The organism is Flavobacterium xanthum, from assembly GCF_900142695.1.
In the GTDB taxonomy this organism is placed as follows: Bacteria; Bacteroidota; Bacteroidia; order Flavobacteriales; family Flavobacteriaceae; genus Flavobacterium; species Flavobacterium xanthum.
Genome location: NZ_FRBU01000050.1, coordinates 1 through 22,370, shown reverse-complemented (window position 1 = coordinate 22,370; position 22,370 = coordinate 1). Strand labels below are relative to the sequence as shown.

Annotated in this window: 19 protein-coding genes and 1 pseudogene; 8 read left to right on the top strand and 12 right to left on the bottom strand. The window is 34.5% G+C overall.

All coding sequences use genetic code 11. The annotated features are described in order from the left end of the window. Window positions 1-184 precede the first annotated feature (184 nt). The 3 genes from BUC11_RS14870 to BUC11_RS14860 all read left to right on the top strand — a co-directional run bounded on the left by BUC11_RS14870 (window position 185) and on the right by BUC11_RS14860 (window position 2,376). Complete coding sequence (locus BUC11_RS14870; protein WP_073355331.1) at window positions 185-574, top strand: hypothetical protein; 390 nt, start codon at window positions 185-187, stop codon at window positions 572-574. A 69-nt stretch (window positions 575-643) separates the two neighbouring features. After that, window positions 644-1,672 (top strand): glycoside hydrolase family 113, encoded by a 1,029-nt coding sequence (locus BUC11_RS14865; RefSeq protein ID WP_073355329.1) that lies wholly within the window; start codon window positions 644-646, stop codon window positions 1,670-1,672. A gap of 14 nt (window positions 1,673-1,686) precedes the next feature. Further along, window positions 1,687-2,376 carry a haloacid dehalogenase type II gene (locus tag BUC11_RS14860; protein WP_073355328.1) on the top strand — a complete coding sequence of 230 codons (690 nt, stop codon included), beginning with the start codon at window positions 1,687-1,689 and terminating at the stop codon, window positions 2,374-2,376. An 80-nt stretch (window positions 2,377-2,456) separates the two neighbouring features. Here BUC11_RS14860 and msrB read toward each other — a convergent pair whose 3' ends face one another. The 8 genes from msrB to BUC11_RS14820 all read right to left on the bottom strand — a co-directional run bounded on the left by msrB (window position 2,457) and on the right by BUC11_RS14820 (window position 11,461). Continuing rightward, complete coding sequence (msrB, locus tag BUC11_RS14855; RefSeq protein ID WP_073355326.1) at window positions 2,457-2,999, bottom strand: peptide-methionine (R)-S-oxide reductase MsrB; 543 nt, start codon at window positions 2,997-2,999, stop codon at window positions 2,457-2,459. 5 nt (window positions 3,000-3,004) lie between these two features. Next, window positions 3,005-3,637, bottom strand: coding sequence for a peptide-methionine (S)-S-oxide reductase MsrA (msrA, locus tag BUC11_RS14850; protein WP_139259522.1), 633 nt, complete (start codon window positions 3,635-3,637; stop codon window positions 3,005-3,007). A 137-nt stretch (window positions 3,638-3,774) separates the two neighbouring features. Then, window positions 3,775-4,737 (bottom strand): nucleoside hydrolase, encoded by a 963-nt coding sequence (locus BUC11_RS14845; RefSeq protein WP_073355325.1) that lies wholly within the window; start codon window positions 4,735-4,737, stop codon window positions 3,775-3,777. Between the two features lie 245 nt (window positions 4,738-4,982). Further along, complete coding sequence (locus BUC11_RS14840) at window positions 4,983-5,972, bottom strand: phosphotransferase (protein ID WP_073355323.1); 990 nt, start codon at window positions 5,970-5,972, stop codon at window positions 4,983-4,985. A 170-nt stretch (window positions 5,973-6,142) separates the two neighbouring features. Next, a complete protein-coding gene (locus tag BUC11_RS14835; RefSeq protein WP_073355320.1) occupies window positions 6,143-9,118 on the bottom strand; it encodes a TonB-dependent receptor in 2,976 nt (991 codons plus the stop codon). Window positions 9,119-9,160: 42 nt separating this feature from the next. Continuing rightward, entirely contained in the window at window positions 9,161-9,859 is a 699-nt protein-coding gene (locus BUC11_RS14830) for a TIGR04282 family arsenosugar biosynthesis glycosyltransferase (protein WP_073355319.1), read from the bottom strand. Window positions 9,860-10,081: 222 nt separating this feature from the next. Then, window positions 10,082-10,771 carry an SIMPL domain-containing protein gene (locus tag BUC11_RS14825; protein ID WP_073355318.1) on the bottom strand — a complete coding sequence of 230 codons (690 nt, stop codon included), beginning with the start codon at window positions 10,769-10,771 and terminating at the stop codon, window positions 10,082-10,084. Between the two features lie 51 nt (window positions 10,772-10,822). Further along, complete coding sequence (locus BUC11_RS14820) at window positions 10,823-11,461, bottom strand: rhomboid family intramembrane serine protease (protein ID WP_073355316.1); 639 nt, start codon at window positions 11,459-11,461, stop codon at window positions 10,823-10,825. Window positions 11,462-11,577: 116 nt separating this feature from the next. On the opposite strand from BUC11_RS14820, the gene BUC11_RS14815 reads away from it, so the two are divergent. Beyond that, a complete protein-coding gene (locus BUC11_RS14815; protein WP_073355315.1) occupies window positions 11,578-12,447 on the top strand; it encodes a lysophospholipid acyltransferase family protein in 870 nt (289 codons plus the stop codon). 193 nt (window positions 12,448-12,640) lie between these two features. On the opposite strand, the gene BUC11_RS14810 is transcribed toward BUC11_RS14815, so the two are convergent. The 3 genes from BUC11_RS14810 to BUC11_RS14800 form a co-directional block, all read right to left on the bottom strand. Continuing rightward, the gene (locus BUC11_RS14810) at window positions 12,641-14,128 is read right to left on the bottom strand and encodes an aminotransferase class V-fold PLP-dependent enzyme (RefSeq protein WP_073355313.1); all 1,488 of its coding nucleotides are present in this window, start codon (window positions 14,126-14,128) and stop codon (window positions 12,641-12,643) included. A gap of 232 nt (window positions 14,129-14,360) precedes the next feature. Then, window positions 14,361-15,137 (bottom strand): membrane metalloprotease, encoded by a 777-nt coding sequence (locus tag BUC11_RS14805; protein ID WP_073355312.1) that lies wholly within the window; start codon window positions 15,135-15,137, stop codon window positions 14,361-14,363. A gap of 86 nt (window positions 15,138-15,223) precedes the next feature. After that, on the bottom strand, window positions 15,224-16,267 hold the full coding sequence (locus BUC11_RS14800; RefSeq protein ID WP_073355310.1) for a hypothetical protein: 1,044 nt from the start codon (window positions 16,265-16,267) through the stop codon (window positions 15,224-15,226). Between the two features lie 260 nt (window positions 16,268-16,527). Between BUC11_RS14800 and BUC11_RS14795 the strand changes: the two genes are divergently transcribed. From BUC11_RS14795 to BUC11_RS14785, 3 genes are all read left to right on the top strand, one after another. Beyond that, a complete protein-coding gene (locus BUC11_RS14795; RefSeq protein WP_073355332.1) occupies window positions 16,528-17,043 on the top strand; it encodes an RNA polymerase sigma factor in 516 nt (171 codons plus the stop codon). Window positions 17,044-17,104: 61 nt separating this feature from the next. After that, a complete protein-coding gene (locus tag BUC11_RS14790; RefSeq protein ID WP_073355308.1) occupies window positions 17,105-18,019 on the top strand; it encodes a FecR family protein in 915 nt (304 codons plus the stop codon). Between the two features lie 70 nt (window positions 18,020-18,089). Beyond that, window positions 18,090-20,543, top strand: coding sequence for a TonB-dependent receptor plug domain-containing protein (locus BUC11_RS14785; protein ID WP_317041253.1), 2,454 nt, complete (start codon window positions 18,090-18,092; stop codon window positions 20,541-20,543). A 75-nt stretch (window positions 20,544-20,618) separates the two neighbouring features. On the opposite strand, the gene glmM is transcribed toward BUC11_RS14785, so the two are convergent. Next, window positions 20,619-22,007: a phosphoglucosamine mutase gene (gene glmM / locus BUC11_RS14780; RefSeq protein WP_073355305.1), complete on the bottom strand. Its 1,389-nt coding sequence runs from the start codon at window positions 22,005-22,007 to the stop codon at window positions 20,619-20,621. 118 nt (window positions 22,008-22,125) lie between these two features. Here glmM and BUC11_RS14775 point away from each other — a divergent pair. Continuing rightward, a pseudogene (locus BUC11_RS14775) lies at window positions 22,126-22,290 on the top strand (ACP phosphodiesterase); the annotation flags it as partial. Window positions 22,291-22,370 lie beyond the last annotated feature (80 nt).

The window sequence follows — 22,370 nt, the reverse complement described above, 5'->3', positions numbered from 1 at the left end:
CTCTTCTTGTTCTTGACATAATTCTGCTAATTTAAGGTTTTTAATCCTATCTTAAATTCACACAAAAAGTTGTACGTTTTTTGGGGAGCAGCATATAGCGCGCTGGCTCGTCAACCAAAGGAAATTATTACTGTTTATCGACCTGTTTACCATACTCTTTCTTTTAGTCATTGGCTTATATTTCATGACTAGTAGTGCTAATCATCAAAATGTCAGTCTTTCGAATCTAATACTGATTCAATATCCTTTTCTATTGGCTGTATTTCTAAATCTTTTAAATTTTATCCAATGGCCCTATTGGTCTGGAATTTATATCTATCTTTTTAGAACAGCTAAACTAGACGATCAAATAAAAACTACGAATAAATTTATACTTGGTGCTTTATTAGGAACTGGTTTAGGAATGTTTCTCTTTGCTCATGTTGGACAATTTTTAATTGAAGCAAATCAGTTAAAAATAAGTTCTTATATAAATACCATTTTTATGATTTTATTCTTGTTTTTAGCCACAGTTCAAACGGTAAAATTTATTTACAAAAATTCGTTTTTTAACCAGGAAATCAAGCGATTGTAAAACCTGAAAAAAATATTAATTTTCACATAGAAGTTAGTATCATCTTTTTTAATAAGTAACTTTACGATTATGAAGAAAACCTTTTTTATCCTCGCCGCATTTTTACTGATCGTCGCCAGCGGATTTTCTTTCTATCATTCCTCTATGGTTGACGCAATCTCTTTTAAACCGAAATTAGAGTACAAAGGAATGAATTTGGTCGCACCCATCAAAGAGTTAAAAAACACCACATTTGACGAATTGAAAGCACATCATATTAATTCCATCTCTTTAATTCCGTATGCTTTTGTTGACGTCGAAAATGCTTCTGTTCATTACAACAATAAAAAACAATGGTGGGGCGAAAGAACGGAAGGCATTATAGCCAGTAATCAACTGGCGCATGAGTATAAAATGACGGTTATGCTAAAACCACATCTTTGGGTAAATCATAATTTTTATACGGGAAATTTAGATTTTGCAACGGATTCCGAATGGAAAAAATGGGAAGCCGATTATGAAAAATACATTCTTGATTTTGCTCAATTAGCCCAGCAAGAAAAAATAGAACTATTTTGTTTTGGTACCGAACTAGGAAATTCAGTGGCCAAAAGACCCGAATATTGGTCGCAATTAATCCAGAAAATTAAAAAAATCTACACTGGGAAATTAACCTACGCCGCAAACTGGGATGATTTTGATAAAGTCCCTTTCTGGAATGAGTTGGATTACATCGGGATCGATGCGTATTTTCCTTTATCTGATGCCACAACACCCGCAGTTGCTGATCTTAATGAAGCTTGGCAGCAACACATCTTAAAAATGGAAAAGCTGCAAGCTAAAACCAACAAGAAAATACTCTTTACAGAATTTGGTTATCGCAATTCCGACCAAGCAGCCAAAGAACCTTGGAAAGAAAATCAAAGCGGAATTAATAATTTGGCGCAAGCCAATGCCTACGAATCCTTGTTTCAAACCTTAACGCAAAAGAACTGGTTTGCGGGCGGATTTGCCTGGAAATGGTATGCTGATGCGTATCATAAAGAGCCAAAAAATAGCATTGATTACACACCACAGGAAAAACCTGCACTTGAAACTATTAAAAAATGGTACCAATAATTTAAAATAATAAAATGAATTCACACAAAAATAAACCGGTCCTCGTCTTCGATGTAAACGAAACTTTACTCGACATGACTCCTTTAAAAAAATCGGTAAATGCACTCCTTGATAATGAGCAGGGATTTAGAATCTGGTTTGGTATGTTATTGCATTACTCCATTGTATCAAATAGCATTGATTCGTATCATGATTTTGGGACAATTGCTGGAGCAACCTTGTCTATGGCGGCCACGTCCCTGCATATAAAAGTTAGTGAAGATGAAATTAAAGCGACCCTTTCAAAAATCCAAACCTTGCAAGCCTACCCTGATGTAGAGAAAGGTCTGAAGATCTTAAAAGATCATGGTTTTAGATTAATTACCTTGACGAATTCGCCACCGCATGCACTAAAGCAGCAATTAATCAATTCAAATTTGACTGATTACTTTGAACAGGCATTGAGTATTGATAGTCTTAAAAAATACAAACCAGAAGCAGCAACCTATTTATGGGCAGCAAAAGAACTAGCCATACAACCTAAAGATATGCTGATGATTGCGGCACATGGTTGGGATTTAGCCGGTGCTTCGCATGCAGGTTTAAAGACTTGTTTTATAGCGCGTGAAGGACAATCTGTATATACTTTGTCCAACAAACCTGATTTTGAAGCGAAAGATATTTTAGCAATGGCAGAACAATTAGTTGCTGTTTATAACGAATAATATACACTGTAAAACTCAAAAAGGCGTTTGTTTCAGTTGAAACAAACGCCCTTTTTTTGAACTAAATAATTAACCACAATTTATTTTGATTCTTGAAATAACATGGCTCCAGAATTCATGCAATAACGCAATCCCGTAGGATTAGGTCCATCATCAAAAAGATGTCCTATATGACCATCACAACGCGCACAAACTATTTCCCCACGAACCATTCCCAAGCTTTTGTCTACTACTTCTTTAACTCTATTATTATTTATTGGAGCATAAAAACTGGGCCACCCCGTTCCTGAATTAAATTTTGTTTTGGAGGAAAACAACGGTAATTTACAAGCAGCACAGAAATAATTTCCTTTTTTATGATTGTCATTAAACTCATTCTGGAAAGGTCGTTCTGTTCCTTGCTTACGAAGAATATAATATTGATTGTCTGTAAGTACCTTTCTCCATTGGGCATCCATTTTAGCCACTTTTTTCAATGACGTATCAGTCAATGATAGTATGGGCTGTTGTTGTTTTGTGGTTGTTGATTCCACAGTTGCTTGATCTTGTTTATTGGACTGCATACACGCCATAAAGCTAAAAGCTATAGCTGGTAGTATTAAAAGTTGTTGGTATCGCTTCATGATTATTAAGATTTAGGTTTTAATTTTCCTTTGTATGTTTTTTTAAACTTGTTGTATCTCGGTATTGAAACGCCTTTCACATAAGGCTGATTGGGATTATTTTTTACATAATCTTGGTGATAGGATTCTGCTTCATAAAAATCCACCACTGGCTTCACCTCTGTTACAATAGGAGCAGCAAATACTTTATTTGCCGTAAGCTCTTTAATCTTATCTTCTATAATTTTTTTCTCAGCAGAATTTTTATAAAAAGCAATAGAACGATAGGACGAACCCTTGTCTGGTCCTTGTTGATTGGGAGTTGTTGGATCTTGCGATGCAAAAAATACCGTAACTAATTCTTTATAAGAAACCACTTTTGGGTCATAAAAAACAGCCACTGACTCTGCATGTCCAGTTCTGTTTGAACCTACATATTCATAAGTAGGGTTTTTAACTTTCCCACCTGTATATCCTGACACGGCATCATCTACTCCTACGACTGCTTCAAAAACATGTTCCGTGCACCAGAAACAACCAGAAGCAAAAACAGCTACCGCCTTTCCTTTTTTAGGCACTAAAGACAATTTTTCGGTTTGTGCGCTACAACTTATAATTGTAAAAAACACAAGGGCATAACTTAGTAATTTCATTTTCATCTTTTATTATTTTTATTTTATAGAATCTACTCTACTGATTTTGAATGATTTATTTGCTGTCCGTTTTCCGCAATTCAATCTAAAGTAATATACGTCTGATTTCTAGATTTGGTTTTAAAACAATTCCTAAAGTTTTGTTAGTTTTTTACACTCAATGTCTCTAAAATCTTTTCTTCGAAACCTTGCAACGCTCTGATGGCGTAATCCACTTTCTTTTTGGTTTTATATTTATAAGAGACTTCTAGGAAATTTTTAAAAGGTACTTTAGGTTGTACTTCAAGCGCATCGTTTTTTTTATAATTTACTTTAATAGGAATGTCTCTGTAATACGTAAAATATTCAGGATGGGTAATCACACCCAAGGTGGAGCAGTCAAAAGGTATAAATCCTCTAACACCAAAATACTTCTCGTTTTTTTCCATCCAAGGTTGTACAATATCAAACAGCCATTTATCAGCTTCTTCGTTTTGATCTAAACTAGCCAAATCTATGTTTCCTATATGCGTATACGAACTCGGTTCATAGCCTGCAAATACAAGTGGTATAGGCGAATTCAAAATCACATCCATTGATTTAGTATCAAATTCATAGTTGTAATCAAACACATTCAATTTTCCGTTTCCAGGATTGAAAGGCAAGCCAGGTGTTCTCGCTGCACAAATAGAAATCTTCTCGATTTGCGGAATAATATCGGGATGATTCTGAATCAAAGTAGCAATATTAGTCATGGGTCCTAACGCTAATATGGTTAACTTATCTTTTTTCAACGCTTCATACAAAGCTCTTGTTCCGTCATTTTCAACCCCTAAATCAGCTGCATTTGGCGAACCTTTATACACTGGAATTGCTGCCCCTTTGTGATGCCATTTTAGTATTTTATTGATAATATCATAGCTGTAATCCACATAGGTAATCGAACTAATACCTACAATATCGATTTGAGGTTGTTTCAAAGCCATAATCAATGTGATACCATCATCCACTTCTCGTGGTGTTTTATCGGGCATTCCAATCATAAGATCCGTATCAAACCATACTTTGGTTTGTGCTTGCAATTGTGCCGCAAGTAAAAGTGTAAATACTATTATTTTGATTTTCATACTGTTTTTTTTTAACGTTTTTATACCACGAATTTGCGAATTTATATTTTTTCTAATTTCTTTTCATCATTTCCTTTGTCATCGAATTCGCATAATCATAAATCTAAAATAAATTTTTACCATGGATTAAGGTATTTAAATTGATTTATATCATCCATAAATCTCTAGTGCTATTTCCTAGCTTTTGGATTGTATCATCTAGATATATATCCGTCATAATTTTGGACTTTAGATCCAAAAATAAATTATTTTAAAATTAATTCTCGAGCAAATGCCAATAAATCCACTTTGGTTTTTAAATCCATTTTTAATGGCAGTTGCGCTAATCCTATTATTCTACGCATAATTTCTATTCCAATAAAACCATTCAAAATAGTAGTATTTAACTCGTCAAAAGAAGAGTAGTTTTCCTTTACAAAAACAATTGTTGACTCCTGTTGTTGCGTCATATACAAATGGGCGAGCAATACACCCAAATCAAATTCCCGCAAGCCATAAAAACAAAATTCTGGATCGATAACCTTAATTCCATCAGATGTTTTTAACCAACTTCCAGGATAAAAATCTCCGTGCAATAAATAGTTCCCTTTTGAAAGGTACAACGAACCCAATCGCTCCATCTTTTCTTTTAATTCAGCGTCTTTTTTATAAGGCATCGCTACCATTTGCAAACCCACTTGAACCAAATCCAAATCAAATCCATTGTCTTCTTTAAAAGGATACTCAAAAAGATGTTCGTAATTTAATGCTTTCATTGCTGCATTTGCCAGCTCCTCATCAACAACCTTTTTTTCAAAACTTTGGTGCAAACTATTTATATAATGCACTAACTGCAGCAACTCTTCTTCTGGTATTTTTTCTTTTAAATCATACAAAACGGTATAATCATTGGACTTCCCTAAATCCTCCAAAACAATTAAATTATTAACAGCATCAATACCCAAAAGTGTTGGCATAATATCCTGCACTTCTTTAGTGCTTGCTATCTTTTGATAAAAAGCAGCTTCAGTTAATACGCGGTTTTCAGGTGCTAAAACCTGAGGATATTTCTCCACATAACCTCTAGATTGCTTGAGAATAAAAGAGCGCGTGGCTGTTTCTATTCGCAACACACAATTCATATTTCCCTCACCTGGTTTGGATACAGAAACAATCGTTTCACCGTCCGTTAACCATTTATGTTGGTATAAATAAGCAGCCAGTTCTTTTGGCTCGTTTGCCTTTAGTATAAACATATTTTCTATTTTTTAATGGGGCGTTCCCGCCAAAAAAAGGCGGGCAGGCTATCCGCTACAATCTTTTTTGGCCTAAAAAGCCCAAAAAAGGATTTTCATTACTATCCTTAACGCAGTATAGTATTAAATTCAAAACCAGTCAATCTCACACTCCTCGCAGAATAGCCGTTTTAAAATAAATAGCGTACTCCAAACTGAAACTGTCTTGGAGGCGAAGCATTTCTTTGGGTAAACAATCCGCTTGCACTAGAACCACCTTGAATTTGGTTACTTTGTGTCGCATTATTACTGTATCCGCTTAAATTTTCAGCATTAAATATATTAAAGACATCCGCACGTAATTCTAACTTATTATTTCCTGTAATTTTGAACTGGTGTTGCACTCCTAAATCAAAAGTCGTACTCCATGGTAATCGATCATTATTCCTGCCTTCTCCTGGAAAACGATCACTATTTCCTTGATACGCATCAGAGAAACTAGCTCCATCTCCATTCAAATCTGTTGTTCCAAAACCAAGCGGAATTCTATTTATTGGTTGCCCACTTTGCAATAAACCAGCTAGAGTTACCGTAGTTCCTTTAAAAGGATAATAGCTATAAATTCCATTAATATTGTGTGTTCTATCATTTACTGATGGCCCCCATTCATTCGCATAATTATTCGCATCCGAAGGTCTAAAGTTGATTCCGTCGGTATCATTTTTACTCGATGACAATGTATAATTCAGTCGATAGGAATAATTATCGGTACCTCTAGTTTTTTGATAATTTAAACTCATGGCGTAATATCTCGATTTTCCTTCGTTTTCACTAACAATTACATTTCTAGCAATTCCAGTAAGCGTTTGTCCATTGAGGATCGCACTTCCGTTCGTAATAGGAATTGGTCGGCTCGCATCGGCTTCAGCCTGAGTTCTAATGACTACATTATTAGGGTCAATGGGATATTCAGCAGCTGCATTAAGATTCCGCAAACGGGTAAGATTCTCGCCTCTATTGTGTACCACATCCACAAAAAACAATCTTTCATCCGTTAACTGCAATTGGTAGCCCATCATAAATTCATGAGAATAGGCATTTTTATAGCCATTAGGATTTAAAATTCTGCGCTCGTTAGAAAAGATATTGTCTCTCTGTCCCTGTAAATCGGCTGCAGAAGGCCCTTGTAAATAAGTTACCCCAGAAACCGTAGCCCCTAAGTTCCCGTTGTAAGTAATTCGATCAATATTAGTGTCGGAAGGTAAAATTCCTAATCTTTTTAACTCTTCTAATTGTAATTTATAGCTTTGTGAAGTCGTGTTTTGTTGCAAAGCATCGCTGTAAAGTGCATAGTTTACTTTATCATACGAAATCCCGTAACCTCCGCGCAAGCTACTGGAATTATCTAATTTATAATTAAAATTAAAACGGGGTGCTAAGTTGTTGTAATCGCCTTTGTCGCTTCCTCCTTTTGATAAATTATCATAATCATAACGCAATCCTAAAGTAAGATTCAATCGATCCGTAACCGACCATAAATCTTCTATGTAAGCGGAATAAATATCTTGATTGGTACCAAAAGAAGTAGGACGCAATTCTACATTATAATTGATAACCTGTACCTCTTGCGGAATATCATTTACATTCAAACTTCCGCCCACACCACTATTTCTTATTGCATCAATTTGGCTTTGATTCAGTTTTACTCGATAATTTCCTACTGGATTCCCACCTCCAAACAATTGATGATCCCCTCGGATAAAATTTACTCCTGCTTTTAAAGTATGCTTTTCAGTATAATATTTTACTTTTTGTTGCAATTGTATCGTATTTTCAATCGCATCAAACACATAACCTGGGTTACCAATCACCCCTAATGTTTCATCATTAACACCTAAAATCGTTACTTGAGAACTATTCGGATTAAAAGGTTTGGCATAATTCCATCTAAAACGACTGTATTGCACATTTGTTTCTCCAGAAAAATTTCCAAATTTATAACTGTTTTTTAAAGCCAATAAAACACTATTCCGTTCTTGCGTGTTTCCAGCAGATTTAAAATTCGAACCACCATCGAGTCCGCCGCCTTGGCGCTCCACATCTACTCTACCAATGTTGGCACGAAAGGACGAGTTGAAATTAGCATTCCAAATTTGGTCAATTTTGGACGAAAAATAATCAAAAGTATTGGTACCTCTCACTGTTTCTGTAATCCCGAATTGTGGCACATTTAGTAAGTTGTCTTTGACATCAGTGGTATGTTCAAAATTAAAATAATAGAAGGTTTTGTCTTTGGCAAAAGCGCCTCCTATTCCTGCTCCGGTTTGATATCTTGAAAAACCATTTTTAACTTGGTTTCCTGACAAATCTCTTTGGGCAAAGCTTGATTTTCCATCTATGGACGGACCAGGTCTTGTAATAAAGAACACCTCTCCCGTAGTTTCATTAGAACCCGAACGAGGCGTAATATTTATGATTCCGCTTCCTGTTAAACCATATTCAGCAGAGAAATTATTGGTCAAAACCGTAATATCTTTCACAAACCCAGAAGGAATTGCAAATTTTTGTCCTCCTAGAAAACGTTCGTTATTATCCATTCCATCAATTAAATAGGACGTATATTGAGAACTCGCTCCGTTAATACTTACGTTTGCCGCTTCTGGAAAGAAACCTGTTGCTTGCGAAACATTAGGCAAACGGAATAACACTCTGGTAATATCGCGACCTTCTACGGGGATTTCCTGAATTTCAGTTGCTTTCATTTCAAAGGAAACTTCGGCATCCCGGCGATTTATTTTTGAATTCGATCCAGACGAGATCACAACCTCATCTAATTCTTGTGTGCCACTTTCTCTTAAAACTAGCGTCACATTTGGATTTTGATTGGAACGAATATCAATAAAATTCGAACTTTCGGCTCTATAGTCTTGTGTCGCCGCAGCACTAACTTGATATCCATCAAGCGCTTCTAGGTTTCTGAAAATCACTTTCCCTTGCGTATTTGAAATTTGGCGTACTTGTAAATTTCTACTTTTGTTTTCTAAAGTTATAGCTAAATTAGAAACTGGTTTTTGTGTAACTGCATCAATTACAGAAACGGTTAAATCTTGTTGAGCCATAGCTATTGTTGAGATACACAGCAATGCCCAAATATAAAATTGCTTCATTTGGTTTGTATAATTAATTTAAAAAAGGGTTAAACGGAAATTTTACACGTTAAACGGTGACCCTTTATTAAAATTAAAAGCATGATAATCCGAAGAATATAATCTTGTTTCAAAATCAATTTGAACTACAAAATTAGATAAAAACGAAAGTAGTATTTTTCTAAAACTATCAGAGAATGATAATTTTTGAGTCGCTTGTTTGAAATCGAAGGCGTTGTTGCAATCATTTAAATACGGAAGATATGCGATTGATTGCTTTCTGTAAAGCGTTTGTAAAGCAGTAAAAACGCTTTTGGTTTGCCATGGAATAGATTTAAATAGCTCGGCATTAAATTTCAATTTTGTAACACCTATTAAATAAGCGCCACCGGAATAATCAGACCCTATAACTAAATCATTACGTCTTAAATCTCGTTCGGCTTGAAGCAAATGATGGGCTTTCAATTCAATACAATCATTTCCTATGACAATAACTTTATCGAAACCTTTAGCAAAAACAGTTTCAATTGAATGCGTTATTCTCTCTCCGAAAGTGGCACCCAACTGATCATTTTCATTTGAAATAAAATAGGGTAATTTGGTGTGTTGACTAATTTTAATACTATGATCATTCATTTTCTTCCACAACAAAACATTTTGCTTGGAGGAGAAAGCAATTGGTTTTAAGGCGCTTACCTTCTTTTCGCTTTGCGCAAAAAGCAGAATGGCTGTGGTGCTGGAATAATCCATTATTAAATTCATAAATCTATAGACGAAAGTCTTTGTTATTACTGACAAAAAAAGGATAAAATAATCAAATACGGGTTCATTCGTTACCCATTGACTTTATATTGGATATAAAAATAAGCTTTAAGTCATCTATTTCGTTTAAAAGGAATAAAAAAAAAAACGGAACAAGATTAATCCTGTTCCGATTTCAAAAATTATTATTTTAACTAGCTCGTATAAAAAGCTGTACTTTCTTTATTCTAAAATAAAACTAACTGTTACATTAGCCGTAATGTTTATTTCTCCTATTGCAAGTGTCTCTCTTGGAGCTCTAGTATCACTCATTTCCATGGTTTTCATAGTTGCATACATAGGTTGTGGGAAATAGGTTTGTGAATTATCCGATATGGTCATGGCACGTCCTATTTTTTGCCCCAAAACTGAAACATAATCTTCTGCTTTCAATTTCGCTTCTTTCATTGCTAATTTTCTAGCCTCCGATTGATGTTGAGCTAATTTTGAAGATTGGAACGTAACATTATCAATTCTGTTAATTCCTTCGTCTACTAAACCTTCCATCAATTCGTCATACTTTGATAAATCTTTCAATAAAATCTCTATAGTTTGAGTTGCATTATAACTGTGTTTCTTTTTCTCGTAATCGTATTGTGGATTTAATGAAACGCGTTGTGTTTTATAATCTGCTGGTGCCAAGTTCATTTTTTTGATGAATTTTAAAACAGCCTCAATCTTTTCATCATTTTGCTTTTTAACATCTTTAGCATTATTCCCTTTCGTTTCTACAGTCACGGCTATAGAAGCCTGATCTGGAACAACTTTAACTTTTCCTTCTCCACTTACATTTATTTGTGGTACTTGTTTAATTTCTTGTCCGTAAGACATGGAGATAAATAACATTGACAAAATTAATAGTGCTTTTTTCATTTTTTGTTTGATTTAATTGTTTGTACTAATTCCTTTTCAAAAGTTATGCCACTATAGCTTTCCCATTTTCTCCATTACAAAAAGAATAAGTATCGGGATGGCCAATAATACTACCATCAACGTGTGATCTACAAATAATGCTGGCTCTTTTACTAGCGTAATCAAATAACCTCCCATAGCTCCTCCAAAATGAGCTGTGTGACCAATGTTATCATTTTTAGCCTTCATCCCATAAATAGAGTACAATAAATATAATATTCCAAAAATATAAGCGGGCATTGGAATAATAAAAAAGATTCCTAACATCATATCTGGTTGCAACAATATTGCCGAATATAAAACTCCAGTAACCGCTCCAGATGCACCTACAGCTCTATAACCATAATCGTTTTTATGAAAAACCATCGTTAGTAAACTTCCAAAAATTAAACTTCCAAAATAAACTAAAATAAATGAAAAGCTCCCTAAATAACTAATAACTACTGGAGCAAAAAACCAAAGCGTCAACATATTAAAAATCAAATGCGTCATGTCAGCATGAAGAAAACCAGAAGATAACATTCGGATTTGCTCTCCTGCACGAATACTGCCAACATGAAATTCGTACTTTCTAAAAAACGAAAGATCATTAAAACCTTTGTAACTAATCAAAACATTTACAATAATTATTGCTATTAAAATGGTACTCATAAAGTATGTTTATTGTGATTTGTAAAGATAGTCATTCTCTAATGCCCATTCAGTACTGAGCTAAAATTAAAATCAATCTACATTTTTGACTTATATTTGTAAAAAAAAAATATTGCATGCAATTACTCGCTTTTATTATTGCTTACCCCTTCCTTTGGATAATTTCTATTCTTCCATTTCGTGTTTTTTATGTACTGTCTGATGTAGTGTACTTTTTAGTTTACCATATCATAGGGTATCGAAAAAAAGTAGTTCGCTCCAATCTAGCTTTAGCATTACCGCATCTTAGTGATGACGAACGCCTTATTATCGAAAAGAAATCTTATCATCATTTATGCGACATGTTTATGGAAATGATAAAAACGATGACCATTTCCTCAGACGAAATGAACAAACGATTTACCATTACAAATCTGGAAGTTATTAAAGAATATGAGAATAAAGGAAAAAGTATTATGCTTATTGCTTCCCATTATGCGAGTTGGGAATGGTTGCTTGCCCTGAACCAAAAATTATCTTTGCGCGGTGTTGCTGTCTATAAAAAACTAGCAAATAAGTACTTCGATAAATTGGTCAGAGATATTCGATCAAAATACAACACCGAATTAGTTTCCACAAGTAAGACCATTCCGTTAATTGCTGAAAATCAAAAAAATAATATTCGATGCGTTTACGGATTAGCAAGTGATCAATCCCCCAAAGCGGATCGAATATTTCACTGGGAAAGTTTTATGGGAATTGAGGTTCCTGTTCATACAGGACCTGAAATGCTAGCAAAAAAATACGATATGACTGTAATTTTTGCTAAAGTGAAAAAAGTGAAAAGAGGGTATTATGAACTTACTATTATTCCTATTAGTGACAATCCAAATTCTATCCCTAATTTTGGAATTACAAATCAGTATATTAAAGAAGTAGAAAAACAAATTCTAGAAGCTCCTGAATATTACTTCTGGACGCATAAAAGATGGAAACACAGAAGATAGTAATCTGTTCGCAGTGTATAGTTATAGTGTTTAATCTCTTTTGGTCTAATTCCTCGAAGCTTTGTTTCGATTTTTTAGCCACAGATTCACAGATTAAAAAATATTATTGAAAATCTGTGAATCTGTGGCTGTTATTTCACTAATACCTCTGTGGCTCTGCCCTTATGTGATTTTTTTATTAAAAGGATACTTTTTATAAAGAAAACCAATTTTTTACCAATTCCTCTTCTAAAGGCTGTGCGTTTTTATGCAGAAACTCATTAGTTCCTGAATTATATTTATAATCCAATGCCCAAGTTTTATGATTTTCGGCCAATGCTTTTATCCCGTTACATACAAATTCAATTTCGGCATTTGTAGTTGTTGGATGAATAGACATTCTGATCCAACCTGGTTTTCTGATTAAATCTCCAAGTGTAATTTCGTCAATTAATTTATGGGATGTTTCCTGATCTACATGCAATAAAAAGTGTCCGTAGGTTCCTGCGCAACTACAACCGCCACGTGTTTGAATCCCAAATTTATCATTCAATAGTTTCACGCCCAAGTTAAAATGTAAATCTTCAATAAAGAAAGAAAGTACTCCTAACCGATCCTGATGCTGTCCAGCAAGGATTTTAATATTGGAAACATTTCCTAATGCTGCGAAAATATAATCTACAATTTCGTGCTCTCTTTTCAAGATATTATCAATTCCCATTTGCTCCTTCAATTGAACAGCCAATGCAGTTTTTATCACCTGAAGAAAACCGGGTGTGCCGCCATCTTCCCTATCTTCAATATTATCGATGTATTTATGCTCGCCCCAAGGATTCGTCCAACTTACGGTTCCGCCGCCTGGATTATCAGGAACTAAATTTTGATATAATTTTTTATTAAAAACCAAAACACCACATGTTCCTGGTCCGCCAAGGAATTTATGAGGTGAAAAGAAAATAGCATCCAAATAACTTTCAGCGTCTTCAGGATGCATATCAATTTTCACATAAGGCCCAGAACAAGCAAAATCCACAAAACAAAGTCCGTGATGTTGATGCATTATTTTGGCCACTTCGTGATAGGGAGTTCGGATTCCCGTAACATTCGAACAAGAAGTGATTGAAGCGATTTTAAAAGGCCGCTCTTTATATTTATCTAATAAGAATTCTAAATTTTCTATGCTGAATAAACCGTCCTCTGTTGAAGGAATAACCTCCACATCAGCAATAGTTTCGAGCCATGACGTTTGATTGGAATGGTGTTCCATGTGCGAAATAAAAACAATTGGTTTCTTTTCAGCTGGTATAGTGATGAAATTTTTTAAGCTTTCGGGTACTTTCAACCCTAATATACGTTGAAATTTATTGACAACGCCTGTCATTCCGGTTCCGTCAGTAATTAAAACATCGTCTGCACTGGCATTCACGTGGTGTTTGATGATATGACGCGCTTGGTGATACGCTTTGGTCATGGCAGTTCCAGAAACGGTGGTTTCAGTATGGGTATTGGCTACAAAAGGACCAAATTGATTCATTAATTTCTCTTCAATCGGACGATACAATCGACCGCTGGCAGTCCAATCTGTATAAACAATTTGTTTCTGTCCATAAGGAGATTCAAACTTTTGGTTTATTCCGATTATGTTGTCGCGATACTGCTGAAAATAGTGCTCTAATTGTGTTGGCGCTTCTTTGGTAATCATTTGCGTTTAATTTGAGTTCAAAGATATTGATTTTTAGTAAATAGTCTTTTTCAAATTGATTAAATACTGAATTTTAAACAAAAATAACGATCTACACTAATTGCTTATGCTGAAATTCACCGTGGGTATTATTTTCATAGTAGCAGTCTAGTTGTGGGTATAAAAATAAAAATGCTTAAGAAAATCTCTTAAGCATTTTTATTCTGTAATAAGTGTTGATTCTAATGCACTTTTATTTTCCCCCATTTGCTCGAAGATCTGCAATACATTGACTATCGAGTTGCGGTGCTGAACCTGACGAAACCATATTTCCAATACCGCCCCCTAATTCCGAAGACCAATACATTAAACAGGTTTTTTCGATACAATGTTTGGGATGGGTCGCATCCTCATGATTGCTTTGCAAAGCCGTACCTAGATTTGTCAATCCTAGTATGTGTCCAAACTCATGCGTTATTACTGTTGTTTCTAATAAACTTCTGTTGGGCTCGAAAGGACTATCACTTAAACCTTGAATGGTTTGTTCGAAAATGACAAAAGAAGTATTTCGGTAAGCCGTTCCAAGAATCACGGATGTGTCCGTATCTTTATCTGATTTTCCATCAGCAAAAAATGCCCAAACTGCAATCTCATCCGCATTGTTGTATTTTGTTCTATTCGCATCCTCAATACTTACAATCTCCTCATTAGTATAGGGCGCATTCCCCGGTGATGGTATAGACCGCTTAACAACATTAATTCCGCCTGGCTTGTATGTTCTTGCGGTTAGAAAGGCAACAAAATTGCTAATTGCTTGGGGACTAGGTTCAAAACCGTTTACATACACCACTTCAACAACCATACTCTTAAACTTTTTATCCGACAATAAAGCGTTTGCCGAGCTTCCTGTTTGCTGTTTATTTGTATTGGGATTTATTACAACGGCGTTATCTAAAGGATCCTCGTCTTTTGAACAAGATGCTACGGAAAGGAACAGACCAATTGCAAATAGCGAAATTAATTTTTTCATTATTGTTTTAATTTTTAAGATTATTTATAAGAACAGCTACGGAATATTAGGTAGCTGTTCTTCATAAACTACCTAGCTAAATCGAGCTATATTTGTTTCAAAACTAATGTTACTGCTGCATTAGTTGTACTTTGCAAGGTGATTGTTGTCGCCGTAAAACTCGTTACTTTCCACGTATTATTTAATAATGTAAATGTAGCGTTACCCGAAAAATTCAATTTTAGAAAAACACTTAATTCTGAACTCACAGCATACGTGCCGTTAACCGTCGTGCTTAATAGGTTTACTGCAGTAACTGATAAATTATTTGCAAAATCTATTGTAAAATCTTTATAATTACTTGCAGAATTTACACCAGCACTTACAAACGAATCGACTTTGAACTTTCCATTTACTAAAATTGTTTCCAATTTTTTTGAATTTTGAGTTGCTTCAGCCATTGTTGCTTCCGTTTTTAGCGACGCATTAATCGCTGCTTGTAATTCAGCATCACTAGAAATCGTCATTTTGGTTCCATCTGCAATTGTTGTTGAAATGGGGTAGTTAACGGAATACAGTTCTGAGCTACTTACATTAGACATATACGTATATAATTGCTGTTCGGATGTTATTACAATGCTTCCTGTTTGTTGAAGGCTTAGATTATAGGTTAAAATTGTAATTGGAAAGCTAATATTAACCGAAGAAATCGCACCTTGACCAGAAGCTTCTGCAGATGAACATGCGTTTACAATAGCATTATACTCCGTTTGATTGGTAACGTTTGCTTCTGTATAATTACTCAATTTTACTTTAAACGGAAATTGCAATACAACCGCATCTTGATCGGTATTTGACTGTCCAAAAATAGAAAGCACTTGCTGGTAATCTAATTGACTAAAAATAGAAACTTGAACACCATTTACTTTGGCAGAAAAGGGCAACAGAATAGAAGAGCAAGAGGCTCCATCTAAGAAATCATCAAAGGAACCATCGTACATCGACGTACGTTTTAGATTACTTGTTGTCGTTGAATTTGCTGAATTTGTATTGGGGTTTTCTCCTTGCACGTCATCTATTTCATTTTGACATGAAGTAAAACCTAATATCGCCATTAATGCAATTCCGGTAACTGTTTTTAACTTTTTCATAATTTTCAAATTTAAGGTATTTTTATATTTACAAGCGATCTTTTATAACGCCTTTCTGTAAGTAAGACAACTACCTTTACTTTTACCCTACAAAAAAAATTATAAAAATATATAAATTATAATACTATAACATAAAACACATCTATTCAGCGCTTTAAATTTTAAGTAGCAATTCATAAAAAAGCAATTTCAGTAATCCGAATTACTTTTTAAAAAATTAATTTACATTTACAACCTACGAAATAATGAAATTACATTACATGAGCGACGATGAAACCACACTTTGCGACGAAAATCACTTTAGAGACTTTTATTTAAAGCAGGTGCAATCCGCAAGTAATTTTGCTTACTACAAATGTGGTGATGGTGAGGCTGCATTAGATTTAGTACAAGATGCATTTACTAAAATTTGGGAAAATTGTTCCAAAATTGACTTTAACAAAGCCAAAACCTATTTGTTTACAAGTATTACTAATTTATTTCTAAATACGATAAAACATCAAAAAGTTGTACTTCAGTATGCTAAAGACGCCCCTAATTTGGACACCAATAATCAAAGTCCCGAATATTTATTAGAAGAAGAAGAATTCAAACAAAAGCTTACTAGAGCAATTGCATCTTTAAGCGAAACGCAACGGGAAGTTTTTTTATTGAATCGAATAGATGGTAAAAAATACAGAGAAATAGCTGATTTACTGGGTGTTTCGCAAAAAACTGTAGAAAAAAGAATGTCCGCTGCTCTACAAATTTTAAAAGCCCAAATAGAAAATATATAATTAATCATTTAGCTGTAGGGTAATTTTAAAGTTAGTTGTCTTATAAACACAGAGATATAACATGAAAAAGGAAAAAGAGATATTAAAATGGTTGAACAATGACCTTTCCAGTAAAGAAATGGAGGATTTAAAACAATCTGAAGATTTGCAGACACTTGAAAAGATTGCTCACTATGCGTCACAATTAGAAGCTCCAAAAGTAGATGCGAAAGCTGCATTGGAAACATTAAAATCTAGAAACCATTTTAAAAATAAACCAAAAGTAAGAACTATAAACTTCAAAATATTTTACAGAGTTGCGGCAGTTTTAGTACTGGCAATAACTTCTGGTTATTTCTTCTTTTATAGTAACAACACCTCTTTTGAAACCCAAATAGCACAAAGAAAAATCTTTACACTTCCAGACAATTCTGAAGTCGTTTTAAATGCCTCATCAAAAATCAGTTTTAACGAAAAAAAGTGGGCTAACAAAAGAACTTTAACCTTAGAGGGTGAAGCTTTTTTTAAAGTGAAGAAAGGGCAAACATTCAGCGTAAAAACAACGGATGGAATCGTTACCGTATTAGGAACACAATTTAATGTAAAGGAACGTAAAAACTATTTTGAAGTGCATTGCTATGAAGGTTTAGTGAGCGTTACACACAATAATAAAACGACTAAATTACCTCCCGGAAAGACCTTACGCGTTATGAATGGAAAAGTCGAAAATGTTGAAGATTTTTATGCCATAAATCCTTCGTGGATTCAGCAAGAATCGAGTTTTAATAAAATTCCATTAGATCAGGTTATTGCAGAATTAGAGCGGCAATATGATTTAAAAATTAAAGTAGATGGTATTGATACTTCAAAACTATTTACAGGAAGTTTTACTCATACTGATAAAGAAATAGCGCTGCAAGCAGTTACAATTCCGCTTAAATTAAGCTATAAAATTGAAGGCAAAACCATTATATTTTATAATTATGGTGCGCAGTAAATGGCTTGTTTTTTTGCTCCTCTGCATGAGCTGTATTTGTCATGGACAAGATACAAGTAAAAAAACTCTTTTGAGCGAGGTCATAATTGCTTTGGAAAAGCAATTCAACATCAAGTTTTCGTACGCTGTTGAAGATGTGGCCACCATTACAATTGACAAACCAAAAACTTCGTTGACCTTACTAGAAACTATTGATTATCTTAATTCTAAAACGCTTTTAAATTTTAAAGCCTTAAACGATCGTTATGTTACTGTTTCTGTGCTAAACAAAACTGTATCTGTTTGTGGAATTGTGTTAGCTGATGCAAATAAATCACCGTTAATTGGGGCTTCGGTATTTGTAAACAACATAAAAAGAGGCACTATCACTAATGAAAATGGAAAATTCAGCCTGAAGAATATTTCAATAACCGCCACTCTAACTATTTCGTATATAGGATTTGAATCCAGAAATTTTACTGCGCAAGAATTATTTTCTGTGCAAAATAACTGCCAAGAGATCGTTCTTACCACAAGAAACGAAGAGTTGAATCAGGTTTTAATACCCGTTTATTTAACGCCTGGATTGCAGAAATACTTGGATGGAAGCACGGTATTAAACACTAAAAAATTTGCTATCCTACCCGGATTGATAAATCCTGATATTTTGCAATCTATACAAGCGCTTCCAGGTGTAGAAAGCACGAATGAAAGTATTGCTAATATTAATGTTCGCGGAGGAACCAACGATCAAAATTTAGTGCTTTGGGACAATATCAAGATGTATCATTCAGGTCATTTTTTTGGGCTAATATCCGCTTATAATCCCAATCTAACTAACAAAGTCATCGTCAGTAAGAACGGAACTAGTGCGCAATACAGTGATGGTGTTTCCAGCACCATCAACATGTATACAAAAGATTTAGTTACTAATACCTTTTCAGGTGGAGCAGGAATTAACTCCATCAGCACTGATGCTTTTCTCGAAATACCGATAACTAAAAAAGTAGAACTTCATGTTTCAGGACGTCGTTCCATCACTGATTTGTTTACCACTCCTACCTATACTAAATATTTTGATCGTAGTTTTCAGGATACTGAAATCAATGCGGATAGCGAGCAGCGTGACACAGCTTCGGATTTTTATTTCTATGATTATACCGCTAAAGTGCTTTTTGATTTAAGCGAAAAACATCAATTTAGAGCCAATATTATTGGTATCAACAACGCTTTGGATTATTCGGAGCGTTTCATTACAAATGCAAATAAAACCGAATCTAAAACCAGTAATTTATCTCAAAAAAATAGCGGTTACGGAGGCAATTGGAAAGCGCAATGGACTTCAAAATTGAGTACAAACTTCATTACTTATTTCTCAAAATATAACATTGACGCTACAGATTACCGAGTGGAAACAGATCAGCGCTTAACAGAAGCCAATGAAGTTCAAGAAACTGGAATTAAGATAAATGCTACTTATAAATCGAACGATCATCTAAATTTCTTGTTGGGGTATCAATTTAATGAAACGGGAATGCTCAATCAAACCACGGTGAGCAATCCCATCTATTCCAGCACTAAAAAAGAGGTTTTATTGAATCATGCCTTATTTTCAGAAGTGGAATACAATAAAAATAAAACGTATTTGCGAATGGGTATGCGGTTGAATTATTTTCAAAAATTTGAAAAGTTTTTAGTCGAGCCAAGAATAAACATTCGACAACAAGTATCAGATCAAATTGCTTTAAAATTGGAGGGAGAGTTCAAGAATCAATCTACGACTCAAATAGTAGACTTTGAAGATGATTTTTTAGGTGTCGAAAAAAGACGCTGGATTTTAGTTAATAACAAAGACATTCCCATTGCAACAAGTAAACAAAGTTCTTTTGGTGTTGAATTTAATACCAAAAAACTCAATATAGAGGCCACCACATTCTATAAAATTGTAGATGGAATTACAGCTTCTAACCAAGGATTTTATAATAGTTTTCAATATAAAAATGCAAATGGAAGCTACACTGCAAAAGGCATCGAATTTTTAGCCAATAAAACAGCGCGTCAATATAGCATTTGGGCTAGTTATACTTTTAGCACTAATAATTATGAATTTGATACTTTTACACCGGTCACTTTCCCTAACAATGCAGATATAAGACATTCAGCATCGTTTGGTTTTTACTATCTCCTTATAAAAAATCTCAAAATAGCCGTTGGTGGCATTTGGAGAAATGGCACTCCTTATACTACTCCAATTCAAAATAATGAAACCACTCAAAGCGGAAATAACACCATGGTAAATTATGGCTCGCCAAACAGTACAAATTTAGATAATTTTATGCGCTTAGACGCTTCCTTAAATTATAACTTCAGTTTGTCATCTGTAGTAAAAGCTTCGTTTACGGCCGGAGTTGTAAATGCTACCAATCAGAATAACGTGATCAATAGATATTACAAAGTCAATCCCAATAATTCCAAAGATGCCATACGGGTGGACAACAAATCATTGGGTTTAACGCCCAATCTAAGCTTTAGAGTAAATTTTTAAAGATTGTTTTATTTTAAATACAAAACCCTTTCAAACCTAGTATTGAAAGGGTTTTAGTACATACAAAAAAAGGTATTAAATTCTAGCAATTGCCTTTATTTCGTCAATGATTCTTTCTGCCAGTGCATCAGCTTTTTCTTGAGAAGAAGCTTCAGTATAAATGCGAATAATAGGTTCTGTATTTGATTTTCTAAGGTGTACCCAGTTTTCATCAAAGTCAATTTTCACACCGTCAATTGTTGAAATATCTTCGTTTTTGTATTTTTCTGTCATCGCAACAAGGATCGCATCAACATCGATTTGAGGTGTCAATTCAATTTTGTTTTTGCTCATATAATATTCAGGATACGAAGCACGCAAAGCCGAAACCGTCATTTTTTTGTTGGCTAAGTGCGTTAAAAACAATGCCACTCCTACCAAACTATCACGACCATAATGCAATTCAGGATAAATAATACCTCCGTTTCCTTCACCACCTATTACAGCATTATTTTTTTTCATCAATTCCACCACATTCACCTCGCCTACAGCGCTAGCTTCGTAGCTTCCCTTATGCAAATTCGTCACATCGCTCAACGCACGGGAAGACGACATATTAGATACCGTATTTCCGGGAGTTTTACTCAATACATAATCGGCACAAGCCACCAAAGTATATTCTTCACCAAACATTTCACCATCTTCACAAATGAAAGCCAAGCGATCTACATCAGGATCTACCACAATTCCTAAGTCGGCTTTTTCCTTTACAACTAATTCGGAAATATCAGTTAAATGCTCTTTTAACGGTTCTGGATTGTGTGGAAAATGTCCGTTTGGTTCGCAGTATAATTCAACTACTTCAACGCCCATTAATTCCAGCAACCTTGGAATAATAATTCCACCCGAAGAATTTACACCATCAACAACAACCTTAAATTTAGCTGCTTTTACAGCATCAACATCTACCAGAGGTAAATTCAATACTTCATCAATATGAATATCCATGTAAGCATCATTAATCATTATTTCCCCTAAATCATCTACATTAGAGAAATCAAAAGCTTCCGCTTCCGCAATGACAAGGATTTTTTCACCTTCGGCACCATTTAAAAACTCTCCTTTCTCATTCAATAATTTCAATGCATTCCATTGTTTTGGGTTGTGCGAAGCCGTAAGAATTATTCCACCATCAGCTTTCTCTAAAGGAACCGCAACTTCAACCGTTGGCGTTGTTGACAATCCCAAATCAATTACATCAATCCCTAAACCAATTAAAGTGTTCACCACCAAATTGTGAATCATGGGCCCAGAAATACGAGCGTCACGACCTACAACAACGGTTAATTTTTCTTTTCCAATGTAATCTTTCAACCAAGTTCCGTAAGCCGAAGCAAATTTTACTGCATCAAGTGGAGTCAAATTATCACCTACTTTCCCTCCTATTGTCCCACGAATTCCTGATATTGATTTTATTAAAGTCATTGCTTATTATTTTAATTTTTGAATAGTAAATTTTAAATTGCCTACAAATATAATAATTGACGGATTACAAAAGTCAATTAGATTTTAAATTCATCATTTAAATTCCTAAATTAGGCGAATGAATTTTTTAGCGCACATCTATCTTTCTGGCGACAATGATCTACTTAAAATTGGTAACTTCATGGCCGATGGAATTCGGGGAAAACATTTTGAAAGTTATCCTTTAGAAATTCAAAAAGGAATCATACTGCACCGTGCCATTGATACGTATGCTGCGACCTATTCGCGATGCAACTTTTTTAGAAACTTAAGATAGTTTTTTAAGTTTTCATTTCTATTTTCTAGGCTAAAATCGGAAATAAC